Here is a 14510-nt window from a genome sequence, read left to right as displayed (position 1 = left end):
GGCAGTATACGGGCAGCGCGCCGTGAAACATCTTGCCCCGCAGGGCCATGCGCAGTTGCCCGGCCCCGGGAAAGCCGTCGGTAACGAGAAGCCGGGCAATCACCTGCGGTCGGGATCAGACCTCCAGGCTCTCCTCGATGTTCTTGAGCCGATGCCGGGCCATCGCGAGATTCGCCCGCCCCCGGTCCAGCGCGAGATAGAGGAACAGGCCCTTGGATTTACGGCCGGTCATCGGCCGGATGATGTGGTACTGGGCGGTCAGCGAGATGAGGATGTCCTAGATCTCCTCGTTGAGTTCGAGCTGCTCGATGGTGCGCATCTTGGCGCGGACCACCTCGGTGTTGCCGGCCGCGGCGACCTGCAGGTCCAAACTCTTGGAGCTGCCCAGCATGCCGAGCGGCATACCGCTGTTGTAGTCGACGACCGCGGCGCCGACCGCACCGTCGATCACCATCATGTCCTTCAGCGCGAGATCCAGATTGGACACGTTCGTTCCTTTCACTCGGTGTTGAACGCCTCGTGGTTGCCGAGGTCGTTCGTTGTCGCCGCCAGATGGTCGGCGATCGCGCGGGCGACCGGCCGCGACTCCAGATGGAGACGGCCGACATTCACCTCCGGGCCCGCGAGCACTGTCAACGCCGTCCAGCTCGCCGCGTAGATCACCACGTATCCGCTGGTGCCGTGCAGCACGACCTCGCGGAAACCGCCACCGTGCGCGGTGGTGACCATCCGGTACGACAGCGCCAGTTGTGAGGCCGACAGCGCGGCCATTCCGCTCGGCTCGATCTCCGCGGGCAATGCGTGTGCGATCAGTAGTCCGTCGCCCGAGGCCACCAGCGCGCCGGTCAGCCGGGGGACGCGGTCGCACAGCCCCTTCAATTCGGTTTGCACCAGCGCGTTCGGCTCGGGTCCGGACATCCCCGCCTTGGTCATCCCCACCTTGGTCAACCTTCCAATCACATTGCCGAGCAGTCTTTTCCGCACGGTCACGCAAGCTCCTCCAACGCCGCCCGTAGCCGGACGAGTACGTCTCGGTCGACCGGTTGCCAGCGGTCCCGGGCGGCGACCGTGGCGTTGGACGGCACGCGGCGCCGCAGCGGCGGCGCGTGCCGGGGCGGATCCTGACGCGGTGGTTCGGGCGCCGGTTCGGCGACCATGACCGGCGGCTCGACCAGTCCGGCCGCGGTCAGCTCGCGCACCGCCGTCAGGCATCCGAAGGTGGTGCGGCCGAGGTCGCGGGCGATCGCGCAGACGTGCCGCCGGGTGTCCGCGGCGGCCAGCACCTCGATCTGCCCGGCGGTCAGCACGACCCGCCGCCGGCGGACGTGGCGGACCGGAACCACGGGGTAGCTGTCGACCCACCCGGCCGGCCACGGGCCGATATCCGGATCACCGCGGCGCTCCACCTCGTGCACCAGCGCCCCCGGCGTGATGCGGCAGACCGGGGCGAGCCAATGTGGCGGCGCCGGACGGAATTTGGCGACGGTCGGCGCCGCCAGCAGGAAGTAGGCGGCGTCGAACACCGACAGCAGGGCCAGCACCTCCAACCGCGGAAGTTTCAGCAGCCGTGCGGGATCACCGGATTCGGCGGCGTGCCAGTCCGCCGCGGTGGCGCCCGACTCCGCCAGCAGCCGGTCCAGGCCGGTCGTGCGCCGGCAGGCGGCGTACGTCACGCAGCCCTCGGTGAGATGGAACGCGTCGTCACCGACTCGCAGCACCCCGGTTCGCTTCTCCTTCTCCAATTGCCTTAGTACGACTGCGAGTTCAACACTCATGCCCGGTGAGTTCCGCGAGAATGCCGCGCAGCCGGAAGCGCGCCATGGCCAGGTTCCCGGTCTCGTCGTCGAACCGGACGTGTACGAACAGCCGTCCGTCGAAGTCACCGTCTACCAAATTCAGCAGGTGATACCCGCGCGGGCCGCAGACGACGAGTTCGGTGATGTCGTCGTCGTGGCCGTCGGCCAGTGCCGGGCATTCGAGTACGGCGCGCACCACGTCGGTGGTGGCCGCGGCGTTCTCGTGCTCGTCCAGTCGGCCGTGCCGGCCGGCCGCGGCGATCGCCAGGCCGCTCGCGCCGTCCACCAGCGTCACGCCTATGGCGCCAGGAATGCCGATGATTTTTTCCAGGCAGCCCTCAATACCGACCAACGTGCCACCGATTGTCAGATTGGATTCAGGAATCTCGACGCTACACAGCGTCACTGTGGGTTGTACAGAAGAATCGTGGAAAATATTCAGCAAATCAGAAGGTCGATAATGGTACCTATCGGTATTCATTGCTGTGTGGAGTTCTCGTGCAGTCGGTGGAGTGTCGGAGTGTGATGTCCGTGCGGAAGATTGTTTCAATTTTGACGGTGTAATAGATCCGTGGCGGTCGGTTGTTTTACGGCGTGTCGAATCGCCGTGTGGTCGCCCGGTCGGTTGGTCGATGTGTGCGGTCGTGGCAGGCGCTGTCGGTTCTCCGCGTAACGGACCGGTCGGCTCGGCGTTGTCTGCAACGCGGCAGGTTAAGCGCACTTGACTCGGAAAGTCGCAGGTGCGGGGGCACGCCGGATAGCGTTGGGCTCGCTCATCAGGGCCGGATGCGGGTGCTCGGCGCGCGATTCGAGCGAAGGCTGCGGGAATTTTGCGCATGAGGTTGCTCTAAATGTTTCGGACTGTCAGGATGTGGGTGTGCGCCGACCGGGTTGGACGGGTCGTCGTAGCTCAGTGTGAATTCGAAAGGCATTCGACTATTCCAGGAACACTATTGCCATCCCTATGTGAAATCCGGCGACTATTACCCTGCTCCGGCTGCCTCCCGGCAAATCGCTGAAACTCAACCGGAGAAAAATCTCAGCAGTCACGACCACGCCGGATGAACGGTCCGGCGGGTCGTGATTCTGCTGCCATGGGATTGCGCAATGTCGTGATGATCGAGGAGATCTGGAAGGAGCGCCGGGGAGTCCGCAGCGATGCGCACTACTTCCAGGAGATCCTGGTCAACAGTGACAATCTCGCGCACCTGTTCGTCCGCGTCGAGGGCCGTGACGACGTCGTGGTGGTGGTCGTGTGCCGCAAGTCCGCCAACGTGGGAATGCTGATGGCCCAGGCCAGAAGGGTCGTGCGGGACGTCGGGCGATTGTGAGGAGCGGAGTGCGGGTGGTCTCGTGGCCGCCCGCATCCGCGTACTCAGCCGACGCCGTTCCCGATCGGCGCGACGATCACCGACTTGGTGACCTGGCTGGTGGCGATCACCGTCGAGGGCGAATCGTCCAGTGCCGCAGTGGCAGTCACGAAGGCGACGGTGCGGCCGCGCTTCACCAGTTCGCCATAGACGAGCACCCACACGTCGCGGGGCGCCGCCCGGACGAACTGGGTGGAGATGGCATGGGTCACGGCATGCTCACCGGGCCCGAGCGTCGGTGCCACCGCCAGATATCCGGCGAGTTCGATGATGGCGTTGAGCGCCCCGGCGTGCAGGGTGCCCGCGGGAGTCACCGCCAGGCCACGCACTGGAAACCGCACGCCCGCAGTCGGATCCTCGGCATCGATCAGCTCGGCGCCGAGCGCGTGTTGCAGGCCGACCAGCAGCGCGGCGTCCGCCCGCGCCCGCAGCTCACCGTCATCGACGACGTCGGAAGACACGGCCGCAGCCTAACGCGAACCTAGGGTCCGTGAGTTGAACATTTCGGGAAGGGGGTGCGAGCGTTGGGAGAACGGGCTCGCCTGCTCGGCACGTTGCCTCGCGCGGAGGTACTTGCGGGTTGCCGAGTAGACGGCGGCGGGTAATCAGGTCAGGCCCGCGCCACCGCCATCGCAGCGAGACCGAGGTTGTTGGGCACTGCGGATAACATCGGCGCGAGGCATCTCGACCGGCGACGTCCGCAACAGGCGAATGCGCCGATTCGTACCGGGAATGCACGGGCGCGACGCCGGGTTGGTGAGTTCATATCCGGGCGGCTCGGGCCGTACGGCTGACGAAGGGATCGCACCCGTGCGTGCTGTGAGTGTTGTCGCCGCGATCATCGCGGTCGTACTGGGACTGTCCGGAGGGGCGACGGCCGCACCGGCAGCGGGCTGGGAAGCGGTGTGGGCGACCGCGCCGATGCGCGCGTCGGAGAGCTTCGCGCCCAACTGGTCCGAACAGGGATTCGCGAATCAGACTGTGCGGCAGGAGATCCGGGTAAGCAGCGGCGGCCCGGCACTGCGGGTCCGGCTGTCGAACGCGTACGGCACGCAGCCGCTGGAAGTGACCGGAGCGACCCTCGCCCGGACCGCCGGCGCCGCCTCGGTGCGGCCGGAAACCTTGCAGCACTTGACCGTTGGTTTAAATCGCACATTCACCGTCGCCCCCGGCGCGGAAATCGCCACCGACCCTCTGGTATTCGCGGTCTCGCCGCTGGAATCACTGACCGTTACTCTGTATTTCGCCCGGCCGACCGGCCCGGCCACCTACCACGCGCAGGCGTTGAACACCACGTACCGCGCGAACGGCGACCACCGCGCCGACGGCCCGGCCGATGCGTTCGCCGAGACCTCACAGTCCTACTACTACCTCTCCGGGGTGGAGACCGCCGCGCTCCCGCGCAGCTCGGGCGTGGCCCTGTTCGGTGACTCGATCACCGACGGCTACGGCGCGACGCCGGATGCGCGCAACACCTACCCCGACGAGCTCGCCGAGCGACTCACCGCACACGGCACCCCGCGCCCGCTGCTGAACCTGGGCATCGGCGGCAACCGCGTGACGGTCGACTCGCCGCGCCTGGGCGACAGCGCGCTGACCCGGTTCCACCGCGACGTGCTCGCCCAGCCGGGCGTTGGCACGGTCGTAATCCTGGAGGGCATCAACGACATCGGTCTCAGCGGCGGCGGTGACCCGGTCGGCGCGCCCTTCCCGGTCGTGTCCGCCGAGCAACTTATCGACGGCCACCGGGAGTTGATCCGGCAGGCCAAAGCCGGGGGCATCCGGGTGATCGGCACTACCCTGCTGCCGTTCGCGGGCTCGGACTACTACACCGCTGACCGCGAAGCCGTCCGCCAGGCCGTCAACGCCTGGATCCGGACCTCAGGGGAGTACGACGCAGTCGTGGACCTCGACGCCGCCCTCGCCGACCCGGCCGACCCCGCCCGCCTGGATCCCCGCTTCGACGTCGGTGACCATCTGCATCCCAACGACGCCGGATACGCGGCAATGGCCGACGCCATCGGCCCGCGCCTGCCCGCGTAGACTCTGCTTCTCGTGAGTCTCACCCTCGGTATCGTCGGCCTGCCCAACGTCGGAAAATCGACGCTGTTCAACGCGCTGACCAAGAACGACGTGCTGGCGGCGAACTACCCGTTCGCCACCATCGAGCCGAACGTCGGGGTGGTGCCGCTGCCCGATCCGAGACTGGACAAGCTGGCCGAGATCTTCGGCTCCGCACGCATCCTCCCCGCCACGGTGTCGTTCGTCGACATCGCCGGGATCGTGAAGGGCGCCTCCGAGGGCGCGGGCCTGGGCAACAAGTTCTTGGCCAACATCCGCGAGGCCGACGCCATCTGCCAGGTGGTCCGCGTCTTCGCCGATGACGACGTGGTGCACGTCGACGGCCGCGTCGACCCGCTCGCCGACATCGAGGTCATCGAGACCGAGCTGATTCTCGCCGACCTGCAGACCCTGGAGAAGTCCGTCCCGCGCCTGGAGAAGGAAGCCAAGGTCAAGAAGGACCGCAAGCCGGCCTACGAGGCGGCGAAGGCGGCCCAGGACGTCCTCGACGAGGGCAACACCCTGTTCTCCGTCCGCGACAAACTCGACACCGACCTCCTGCGCGAACTCTCCCTCCTCACCATCAAGCCGTTCCTCTACGTCTTCAACGCCGACGAATCCGTCCTCACCGACGAGGCTCGCGTCACCGAACTCAAAACGGCCGTAGCCCCCGCCGACGCCGTCTTCCTCGACGCCAAGGTAGAAGCCGAACTCCTCGAACTGGACGACGAATCCGCCGCCGAACTCCTCGAATCCATCGGCCAATCCGAACCCGGCCTACACGCCCTCGCCCGAGCAGGCTTCCACACCCTCGGCCTCCAGACCTACCTCACCGCCGGCCCCAAGGAAGCCCGAGCCTGGACCATCCACCAAGGCGACACCGCACCCAAGGCCGCAGGCGTCATCCACACCGACTTCGAGCGCGGATTCATTAAGGCCGAGGTCGTGGGGTACGACGATCTGGTGGCGGCGGGGTCCATGGCCGCGGCAAAGGCAGCGGGGAAGGTGCGGATGGAGGGGAAGGATTACGTGATGTCGGATGGGGATGTGGTGGAGTTCCGGTTCAACGTGTAGCGCCTCGTCGCATCGGAACCCTGCTCCAACTCTTGCGAGGTGTCGCACGGTGTTCTGGCGTTCGATAGCGCGCATACGTATCCTTGGCGGGTAGATCCAGAAAGGGAGGTGTGGAGTCATGGGCGCAGAAGTAGCGATGAAGGTTGCCGCATGGCGAGCGCTCCCGAGGTCGGAGAAGGTTCGCCGCCGTCGCGCTGCCGTAGTCGACCAGGTGGTGGGAAGCATGGCCATGGAAGGCGAACCTGTTTCGGCTGATTGGATCGAGCGCGCGCGTCGACGTCAGTCGATGGGCGTCTGAGGTTGTCTGCACGGCGTAGGCCCTGACTCGTGGAGCCCATTGAAGACGTCAGTCAGACGCGTACCTTCGATACGCCCTTCGGCACGAAAACCTATGCAGAGATTTCTGATCTGATCGCGGAGCCGCTACGTGTCACGATGAATGAGATCGCGAGGGGCGAGTTCAGCGATCTCCCTCTCGATACCGAGCTTATTCGCGGTTTCCACCGAAGGATTTTGCAAGAGGTCATTCCCGACATTGCAGGGAAGTGGCGGCAGTGTGCCGTTCGGGTCGGTAGCCATTATCCTCCAGAACACATTCACGTACCGCGACGCATGCTGGAAATGATCGATCACGTGCACTCTCGGCTCCAATATGCCGACGATAATCTTGACTTTCAGATCGAAGCGCTCGCATACATCGAAGCCGAATTTCTGCACATCCATCCGTTCACGGATTTCAATGGTCGAGCTGTGCGGCTGCTCTTGGCGGAGCTGATGCAGCGCCTCGACCTTCCTGTCGTGCCTCTTTACGTAGAGAAAGACACCGCTGCATTCCGTGCCTACCTGGCTGCGCTCAGAGTGTATGACACCGATAATTCGCTGTTCCCGTTGAAGGATTTCTGGGCCGAATACAGGTTCGGTGTGGCGTAGTCTCTCTACCGCGCAGCCGCAGGGCTGCTTCGAAGGTGGCACCGACGGTGCAACGGCGTGTCGCCGCTTGTTCCGGCAAAGTCACCCGGATCGGGTGAACGGTGCGTCATAATCCTCAATAGCGTTGTGCGACACGGGGTGTGGCTGAGGGAGGGGCGGCGCGGTGGCGGCGGGTACGAACGACTATCTTTCCTTGCTTCCTTCGACACTGCAGTGGGTTTCGGGAAAGCTCGACGCGCTGTCGCCGATCCCTTGGCCGCTGTGGATCGGTGGGCTGTTCCCGATCTATGTCGCTGCGGTATCGGGTGCGCTCTGGTTCTGGCGAGGCTTCTTCTGGCCTGTTCACTGCGCCTATCCGCATACCAGCAAGGGATGGCCGTGCCGTAACTGGGTAGCGGGGGAATGGAGTCGTTGCCGACACCACAACCGCCCCTTCAAGTACCAGTTCGGGCATCAGGTGGAGGTCAAGCTGCAGCGTTGGCAGACAGTGAAACGGGGCAAAATCATCGATAGCCCACGACGCGGGGTCGGAGTGCTGCGACTCCGACCGGCCGGTTCGACACTCCTGTATGAGAAGGGGTTCGCCAGGACACCCGGAGGTGTGCTCAAACTCCTGCCCACCAAGGGGAAGGAGGGAATCCGACGGCTCCAGGAGGCTCGGCTTCGCGCTTCGGAACAACCGAACGAACCCGCCGAGTCCGGCTCGGCGGAGAAGGCCAGGGAACCCCTGGCGCAGCGGACCGATATCGCGCAGGGTCTCGAATATGTTGTTAGGGCCACACAGTTCGCTACTGTCGCGTTCAGCGTGGCGCTCGGACTCACGATCCCCGCGATCGTCGTGCATGATCCGGTTCGGACCGTCCTGCAGTACCTGGCTACGTTGGGCTTCGTTCTAGCCTGGGCAGCAACAGATTCGGGCATCTATCGACGTCGTTCCGATTGGCTGAAGGGCGCTTGCCAGAAGTCGTTGAAGTGGTGGCTCTGGGTATTCCTACCGGTTGGAGTGGCCAATCTCTTCTTCGCGGTGGCCAACAAGTCGCCGACCTGAGCCGTTACCGCATGCCTGGCATTCGGTCAGTTGCCAGTGGTCGGGATGGACGAACGACCCCAATGCTTCGATGCCGCCCTGGCGTTGTATCTCCGCGACGTGCGTATGGCACCACGCCAGGCTTCTTCCGCGTACGGAATGCAGCGGTGTCGGTACAGCCATCTGCGGAACACGTCCAGGTCGCCTTCACTGGCTCGCGCTGGAGCGCTCTCGGCCGCGCTTCACCTTCGGGGGAGTTGGCCGCGGACGGTTCGCCATGGGGACCTTACGAAGGCAACTCGATCTCGGGTACGTATGCGTGGAGCCTCGCTCAAATCACCTCGGACAGGAGAGCCTCTGCGCCGGCGAGTGGTTTCCCACTGAGACAACGGAGGAAGTCGTCCTCAGTCATCACCTCGATCTTCTGGCCTCCTGCCTGAAGTTCGAATGCCCGTCGAGTCCTGCCGGTGACGTTCGAACCAGGGCGGAGGACCGCGGGGTTGATGTCACCGACCACGAGAACGTTGGTTCGTTTCGTTGTGTCCTTCTCGGCCGTTGCGCCGATCCGCGCACATTCCTCCCATGCGATCTGGCGGATCATCGACATGAGGGTGCCGGTGAATACGACCACCCGTCCAAACAGGTAACCGTCCGCATCGGCGTTGAGGTTCAGTGCGGGTTGGACGAGGCGAGAATCTCCACCGCGCGAGATTGCCACACTGCCCTTGTAGATGCCGCGTGCCATCCAACCGACTTGCACTCCAGCCGATCTGGTGAGTTCGTCGAGGCTGCTGGCACCGTTTGCGACGGCGAGACGACCAACGACATCGACAACAGCGCGCGCATCAGCCAAGGGATTGTGGTGGTCGTCTATAGAGCCGCCGAGGTACTCGATGACGTACGGAAGTCGATAGGTCGGTAACGACAGCATCCGCCGCGCGAGGACCATCGTGCAGAGGAACCGCATTTCGGGCCATTCGATGTTGTCCGCCGCGCAGGCATACCGGATAACGCCGACATCGAACCCTGAGGTTCACCCCGGATGGTGGACAGGGGCTTACAGATTTTCAGGCGGCAGCGGTTCGAAGTGAACGCTCGTAGTTGTCGGGGCTTTGGTTCCCGATCGCGGAGTGCCGCCGGGTAGTGTTGTAGTAGTTCATCCACTTGTCAACCGAGACAACGAGTTCGGTCTTCGTCGCGTAGGTGTGCCGGTAGTAGTGCTCGTGTTTGAAACTTGACCACAGCGATTCGGAAGGGCTGTTGTCCCAGCATATTCCGGTCGCTCCCATCGACCGGCGCAGCCCGTGCCGCCGGCAGGCTTGCGCGGTCAGATGCGCGGTGAACTCCCCGCCGCGATCCGAGTGCAGGATCGTGCCCTGGGCTCGGCCGCCGCGCACCGCGACCGCGGCATCGATGGCTTCGGTGACCATATCGGCGCCGATATGATCGGCCAGGCTGTAGCCGAGCACCTTGCGGGTGTGGCCGTCACGGATAGCGCAGAGGAACAGATCCCCGTGACCACAGGTCAGGTAGGTGATATCGGTCGTCCAGACAGCGTCGGGGCGGCCCTGGTCGAAGCAGCGCTTCACCAGATCCGGCGGGAACGACGCCGCCGGATCGGCCACGGTGGTGCGCACTTTGAACGTTCGGGGACTGATCCCTTCGAGCCCGGCGGAGGCCATGATCTTGGCGACGGTCTTGGCTGAGACCCGTTCGCCCTGATCGCGTAGCTCACCGGTGATACGCGGTGATCCGTAGGTGCCGTGCGATTCGCGATGCACCGTGGCGATCTTCGTTTCCAGATCCGCACGCCGCTGCTGCCGGTCGGTGAGAACCGTTGCCGCCCTGCGCTTCACATACGCGTAGTAGCCCGACTTCGACACCTGCAGCAGTCGTGCCATGCGGCGAATCGAAAACCGGTGCCCTGCAGGCTGATCAGTACCAGCAACGCCGGTGACAGTGTCGGGGCCGGCGTACTCGGCCATCAGATCGAACCGGGCCGGTTCGTCTGCATCGCGGCAAAGTACGCCGACGCTTTTTTCAGGAACGCGATGTCTTTGTCCTGGTCAGCGACCTGCCTTCGCAGTCGCTGCAACTCGGCTCGCTCCGCCGCATCGAGGGGTTTTTCACCATGAATCTCGGCGGCAGCGATCCTGCGCCGCTCGTCTTTGACCCACGTCCCCAGCAGACTCTCGTGAATGCCCAGTTCCCGGGCAACTTCGGCGACCGTGCGACCGGAATCGATCACACGATGCGCAGCCTCGACCTTGTACTCGGCCGTGAACGACCGGCGCTTACGAGGAGGCATGCAGACATCCTTTCAACAGGATCAGTGATCCTGTCAACTCGGTGTCCACAACCCGGGGTGAACCTCACCCGGCGTTATGGGCGATGACCACATCATTATGTCAACAGAACGCCAATCCGGACCATCTGACGGAACGCCAATTTGGATCATCTGGTCGCTTGGTTGATGGTTCAGTCTTCAGTTGTGCCGGCGGTGGGGACGCGGCCGAGGTCGCGGTCCTTGAGCCGGTAGCTGTCGCCTTTCAATGCGATGACCTCGGCGTGGTGGACGAGGCGGTCGATCATCGCGGCGGCGACGACGTCGTCGCCGAAGACTTCTCCCCAGCGGCCGAAGACCTTGTTGCTGGTCACGATCAGCGAGGCGCGTTCGTAACGGGACGAGACCAGCTGGAAGAACAGGTTGGCGGCCTCGTTCTCGAACGGGATGTAGCCGACCTCGTCGACGACCAGAAGCGGGTAGCGGCCGAGCTTGATCAGCTCGGCTTGCAACCGTCCCGCGTGGTGGGCTTCGGCAAGGCGGGCGACCCAGTCGGCGGCGGTGGCGAACGCGACACGGTGTCCGGCCTGACACGCTCGGATCGCCAATCCGATGGCCAGGTGGGTTTTGCCGGTGCCGGGCGGGCCCAGGAACACCACGTTCTCCTTCGCGGTGACGAAATCGAGAGTGCCCAGGTGGGCGATCACGTCCCGTTTGAGACCGCGAGCGTGTCCGAAGTCGAACTCCTCCAATGACTTCCGGTAGGGGAATCGGGCGGAGCGGATGCGGCCCTCTCCGCCGTGGGACTCGCGAGCGGAGACCTCGCGTTGCAGGCAGGCGACGAGGAATTCCTCGTGAGTCCAGTTCTCGGCGCGAGCGCGTTCGGGCAGCCGCTCCGCGGCTTCCCGCAGCGACGGCGCCTTCAATGCCCGGGTGAGGAAGGTCAGCTCGGCCGTGAAATCCCTTGTCGTGGTAGATGTTTTCGCGATAGTTCGAGCCCGTGGAGGCATCAGGCCACCCCGCCTTCGATATCGACGCCGAGCGCGGCGTCGTAATCGGTCAGGCAACGCTGCTCAACCTCGGGTTCAGGCGCTGGCCGCAGGACACCGATCCGGCCGCGCCGCAACGCTTTCGCTGCTTCGACATGGTCCGGGGCGGACAGGGTTTGATGCCAGGCCCAGATCCGTTCGTGATCGGCCACGATCCGGCCGCCGGAGAACACCCGGACCCGGTTCAGGTCGGCGAGGACCTCGATCCGGCGCCCGATCACCGCCGGATGCACCGAATAGTCGTTGGAGTCCAGGCGAATGTAGTGATCACGCGGCAGCCGGCCCGAGCGCCGCCACCCGGTCTCCGGCGCCACCGGCGGCAACGCCAGCATCGCGTGACGATCAGCGGTGACCCGATCGGTCGGCGCGCAACCCAATGCCCGCCGCGTCCGGCGATTCACCAACTCCAGCCACTCCTCGAGCTGAGTATTGAAATCGGTTGGGCCGCTGAATGATCGACCCGGCAGGAACGAACGCTCGAGATAGTCGTGGGCTCGTTCGATCATGCCCTTGGCTTCCGGATCAGCGGGCTTGCAGACCAGCACTTTCGTGCCCAGGGTTCCCCGGAATGCCTGGCATTCGGCGGTCAGCTCGCTGCGGCCGCCACGCCAGCGCCCGATCGCTCCTTCGCCGTCCCAGACCAAAACCTTTGGCACTGAACCCAATCGGTGAATATGGGCCCACCAGCCTGCGAACAGGTCCTCGGCATGCCGCGACGGGATCAGCATCGCCATCAGCCATCTCGAATACCCCAAAACCATCGTCAGCACAGGCAGCTGTTTGGGGCCTCGGACCTGGCCGAACCCGACCGGCAACTCGATCGGCGGGAACCAGAAATCGCACTGCGCGATCTCTCCGGCCATATACGTCGTTCGCGATGCCGGGTCCGGCGGCAGATACGCCGGCCGCAACTCCGCGACCCGGCCCGAGAGCACCCGGACCGACCGGGTCCAGCCGATCCGCTCGGCGATCACCGTCGACGGCATCGTCGGATACGTCTTCAGCAACTCGCGGATCTGCGGCTCGACAGCGTCCACGATCGACCCCTTCTCCGGGCGCTCGTATTTCGGTGGCCTGTCCGAGGCCAGGGCCCGCTTCACGGTGTTGCGGGACACGCCCATCGTCCGGGCGATCGCCTGGATCGGCATGCCTTCTGACCGGCGCAAACGACGAATCTCGGCCCAATCCTCCACAGCAAGCATCCCTTCGGTCCTCCCTGGCTCGGATAGAGCCAGGGTCACCGACCAGGTGGTCCATTTTGAGTTGCCGCGCGGTGGTCATTTTTCACGTGCTGCCGACACATTACCGATGAAATTGATGATCGCGGGCAGTATGTCCTTCCAACGTGGCTGATCTGCCACCATCTCCTTGGTGATGCCGTGAATGCGCGTGTTCCAGGAGTCGAAATAGTCCACACGCTCGGGCGGCCTGATCAGCCAATGGCATTGTTCGACCGGGATGCCTTCCCGGACTCGGACGAGCCCGACAGCGCATGGTGATCCGCGATAGGAGTTCGCTGTCTCGAAGTCGATAGCGGTGTAGTTCAGCATCAGGCGACCGGCTCCGGACGCAACCGCTTTGCGAACTCCGAAGGGAACATTGCAAGGTTTGGTTCGCCGAGTTCCTCGGGCATTATCCATGGGCTGGATCCGGTTCGTGGTTCGATGGTTCGACGTACTCGTTGCTCGTCGGTCAGGATCCATGCTGACCACACATCCGCGATGTAGTTGGCAGTCGACCATGCTCGATACGCGGGTTCGTCCCGTTTGTCGATTGCGAACTTGGGAGCCGCTGGGAAGTTGGGACTGACCAGGTTCCGGTTGTGAGTACGTGACGCATACTCCGCTACCGCCTGTGTGATGCGTTGCTGATGACGGGCCGTTTCGGTGAGCAAGCCATCGAATTCGCCGATGAGGAGCGCATGCGCGAACTCCATGCATGGCGCGGTACCGGTTGTCAGGACGACCGCACGGTCGGCGGTGAGAGCGCGGACCTTGGCGTCGTAGCGTTCGTCGTCGTGTTCGATGACCACGGCGTTGGTGTGCCGGATCCGTGCTCCATCGTGGGACGTGTGCCAGACGGCCGTTACGTCCGCATGCGGTTGACAGTCAACGATTGCGAATCCAAGCATTTTCCCACCTAGCCGACCGTTTCGGGTCGCTCTCGCTGTGACAAGATCCCGGTGGTCGACAACTGGCACTGTGCTCCTCGGCAGCGTCGACTCGTTCCCCTGATCGATCGGCCTGACCTGCGTGCGGTCGAGGTCACGACGGATCCAATAGGATGATCGGCTGAGGGCGGGTGCCGTTACCACATTGCTGGACCCCCTTCTTTTCCTCGGGAAATGGCCCTGTGAAACAGGTTTCGCCGAACCACCGGATTGGGACTTGGGCTATCATCGGTGCGCGGACGAGCGCATGCCGCGCCAGTGACTGGAACGCCTTCGCGGGCAGGCAGTTTGGCGACGTTGTCGGGATGTGTTTCGGTTACGGCGTATGGATGGTCTTGCCGACTTTCGCGTCGCTCCAGCGCTCGGTGTGCTTCGGTCGCTGCGTCGAGAGGCAAGGTCGGGCTGATCACGGGCTGTGGGCCACTGGTCATGGCGGAGAGCCGTGGTGCTACATGCGCTTGCCGATCAGTCCTCGGCCGTATGGCACCGGCGTAGCCGATGACAGACGCGTTGCCGGACAACAACTTTGGCCTGCGCGGCGCGCTGTTTTCAGCCGTGTGACGTGGGTGGGAGCTTCTGGTCAGTCATCCAGGCGTTCAGCGGTTCTCGTGCTTCGGTTTTGGCACGTTCCGCATCGCGGGCGGACTCGAGCAGGCGGGCTCCACCGTGGGTGGTGAGGACGTGGTTCGTCTTGCCGGTTGAGTTGATGTTGAGACAGCTTGTCCGCGTTTGTCTTTCAATCGGTGGGC

16 protein-coding genes and 1 pseudogene are annotated in these 14510 nt (G+C 64.3%); 5 read left to right on the top strand and 12 right to left on the bottom strand.

Annotation, left to right across the window (positions count from 1 at the left end; genetic code table 11):
* Positions 1 to 115: 115 nt before the first annotated feature.
* The 4 genes and pseudogenes from ACFMRZ_RS16480 to ACFMRZ_RS16465 form a co-directional block, all read right to left on the bottom strand.
* Positions 116 to 487 (bottom strand): annotated as a pseudogene (locus tag ACFMRZ_RS16480) (hypothetical protein).
* A gap of 11 nt (positions 488 to 498) precedes the next feature.
* Entirely contained in the window at positions 499 to 990 is a 492-nt protein-coding gene (locus ACFMRZ_RS16475; RefSeq protein WP_280272676.1) for a roadblock/LC7 domain-containing protein, read from the bottom strand.
* Complete coding sequence (locus ACFMRZ_RS16470; RefSeq protein ID WP_400179836.1) at positions 987 to 1775, bottom strand: hypothetical protein; 789 nt, start codon at positions 1773 to 1775, stop codon at positions 987 to 989. Before ACFMRZ_RS16470 ends, ACFMRZ_RS16475 begins: the two co-directional genes overlap by 4 nt.
* On the bottom strand, positions 1765 to 2241 hold the full coding sequence (locus ACFMRZ_RS16465; protein WP_400179835.1) for a hypothetical protein: 477 nt from the start codon (positions 2239 to 2241) through the stop codon (positions 1765 to 1767). The genes ACFMRZ_RS16470 and ACFMRZ_RS16465 overlap by 11 nt, the downstream gene beginning before the upstream one ends.
* 649 nt (positions 2242 to 2890) lie before the next feature.
* Here ACFMRZ_RS16465 and ACFMRZ_RS16460 point away from each other — a divergent pair.
* Entirely contained in the window at positions 2891 to 3127 is a 237-nt protein-coding gene (locus ACFMRZ_RS16460) for a hypothetical protein (RefSeq protein ID WP_400179834.1), read from the top strand.
* A gap of 44 nt (positions 3128 to 3171) precedes the next feature.
* Here the strand turns inward: ACFMRZ_RS16460 and ACFMRZ_RS16455 are convergent, their stop codons facing one another.
* The gene (locus tag ACFMRZ_RS16455; RefSeq protein WP_400179833.1) at positions 3172 to 3627 is read right to left on the bottom strand and encodes a PaaI family thioesterase; all 456 of its coding nucleotides are present in this window, start codon (positions 3625 to 3627) and stop codon (positions 3172 to 3174) included.
* A 349-nt stretch (positions 3628 to 3976) separates the two neighbouring features.
* Here ACFMRZ_RS16455 and ACFMRZ_RS16450 point away from each other — a divergent pair, with 349 nt between their 5' ends.
* From ACFMRZ_RS16450 to ACFMRZ_RS16435, 4 genes are all read left to right on the top strand, one after another.
* Positions 3977 to 5209, top strand: coding sequence for an SGNH/GDSL hydrolase family protein (locus ACFMRZ_RS16450; protein WP_400179832.1), 1233 nt, complete (start codon positions 3977 to 3979; stop codon positions 5207 to 5209).
* Between the two features lie 12 nt (positions 5210 to 5221).
* Positions 5222 to 6301, top strand: a complete 1080-nt coding sequence (gene ychF, locus ACFMRZ_RS16445; protein ID WP_400179831.1) for a redox-regulated ATPase YchF — start codon at positions 5222 to 5224, stop codon at positions 6299 to 6301.
* A gap of 327 nt (positions 6302 to 6628) precedes the next feature.
* Positions 6629 to 7231, top strand: coding sequence for a Fic family protein (locus tag ACFMRZ_RS16440; RefSeq protein WP_400179830.1), 603 nt, complete (start codon positions 6629 to 6631; stop codon positions 7229 to 7231).
* Positions 7232 to 7394: 163 nt separating this feature from the next.
* Entirely contained in the window at positions 7395 to 8279 is an 885-nt protein-coding gene (locus ACFMRZ_RS16435) for a hypothetical protein (protein ID WP_400179829.1), read from the top strand.
* Positions 8280 to 8589: 310 nt separating this feature from the next.
* Here the strand turns inward: ACFMRZ_RS16435 and ACFMRZ_RS16430 are convergent, their stop codons facing one another.
* The 7 genes from ACFMRZ_RS16430 to ACFMRZ_RS16400 form a co-directional block, all read right to left on the bottom strand.
* Positions 8590 to 9207 (bottom strand): hypothetical protein, encoded by a 618-nt coding sequence (locus ACFMRZ_RS16430; protein ID WP_400179828.1) that lies wholly within the window; start codon positions 9205 to 9207, stop codon positions 8590 to 8592.
* A 118-nt stretch (positions 9208 to 9325) separates the two neighbouring features.
* The gene (locus tag ACFMRZ_RS16425; RefSeq protein WP_400177742.1) at positions 9326 to 10243 is read right to left on the bottom strand and encodes an IS3 family transposase; all 918 of its coding nucleotides are present in this window, start codon (positions 10241 to 10243) and stop codon (positions 9326 to 9328) included.
* Positions 10243 to 10566, bottom strand: coding sequence for a transposase (locus ACFMRZ_RS16420; protein WP_280330709.1), 324 nt, complete (start codon positions 10564 to 10566; stop codon positions 10243 to 10245). The genes ACFMRZ_RS16425 and ACFMRZ_RS16420 overlap by 1 nt, the downstream gene beginning before the upstream one ends.
* A 170-nt stretch (positions 10567 to 10736) precedes the next feature.
* The gene (istB, locus tag ACFMRZ_RS16415; RefSeq protein ID WP_400178805.1) at positions 10737 to 11552 is read right to left on the bottom strand and encodes an IS21-like element helper ATPase IstB; all 816 of its coding nucleotides are present in this window, start codon (positions 11550 to 11552) and stop codon (positions 10737 to 10739) included.
* Positions 11552 to 12793 (bottom strand): IS21 family transposase, encoded by a 1242-nt coding sequence (istA, locus tag ACFMRZ_RS16410; RefSeq protein WP_400178804.1) that lies wholly within the window; start codon positions 12791 to 12793, stop codon positions 11552 to 11554. The genes istB and istA overlap by 1 nt, the downstream gene beginning before the upstream one ends.
* A 75-nt stretch (positions 12794 to 12868) precedes the next feature.
* Positions 12869 to 13141 (bottom strand): exonuclease domain-containing protein, encoded by a 273-nt coding sequence (locus ACFMRZ_RS16405; protein WP_400179827.1) that lies wholly within the window; start codon positions 13139 to 13141, stop codon positions 12869 to 12871.
* A complete protein-coding gene (locus ACFMRZ_RS16400; protein ID WP_400179826.1) occupies positions 13141 to 13623 on the bottom strand; it encodes a hypothetical protein in 483 nt (160 codons plus the stop codon). The genes ACFMRZ_RS16405 and ACFMRZ_RS16400 overlap by 1 nt, the downstream gene beginning before the upstream one ends.
* Positions 13624 to 14510: the final 887 nt, after the last annotated feature.

Source organism: Nocardia sp. N2S4-5, from assembly GCF_044628355.1.
In the GTDB taxonomy this organism is placed as follows: Bacteria; Actinomycetota; Actinomycetes; order Mycobacteriales; family Mycobacteriaceae; genus Nocardia; species Nocardia wallacei_B.
This window is presented reverse-complemented; position numbering and strand designations above follow the sequence as displayed.

Bases quoted from the DNA above. Each gene is read 5' to 3' on its own strand.
- ACFMRZ_RS16470 (WP_400179836.1), bottom strand. From the start codon at position 1,775: ATGAGTGTTGAACTCGCAGTCGTACTAAGGCAATTGGAGAAGGAGAAG.
- ACFMRZ_RS16460 (WP_400179834.1), top strand. From the start codon at position 2,891: ATGGGATTGCGCAATGTCGTGATGATCGAGGAGATCTGGAAGGAGCGC.
- ACFMRZ_RS16430 (WP_400179828.1), bottom strand. From the start codon at position 9,207: ATGGTCCTCGCGCGGCGGATGCTGTCGTTACCGACCTATCGACTTCCG.
- ACFMRZ_RS16425 (WP_400177742.1), bottom strand. From the start codon at position 10,243: ATGGCCGAGTACGCCGGCCCCGACACTGTCACCGGCGTTGCTGGTACT.
- ACFMRZ_RS16420 (WP_280330709.1), bottom strand. From the start codon at position 10,566: ATGCCTCCTCGTAAGCGCCGGTCGTTCACGGCCGAGTACAAGGTCGAG.
- istB (WP_400178805.1), bottom strand. From the start codon at position 11,552: ATGCCTCCACGGGCTCGAACTATCGCGAAAACATCTACCACGACAAGG.
- istA (WP_400178804.1), bottom strand. From the start codon at position 12,793: ATGCTTGCTGTGGAGGATTGGGCCGAGATTCGTCGTTTGCGCCGGTCA.
- ACFMRZ_RS16405 (WP_400179827.1), bottom strand. From the start codon at position 13,141: ATGCTGAACTACACCGCTATCGACTTCGAGACAGCGAACTCCTATCGC.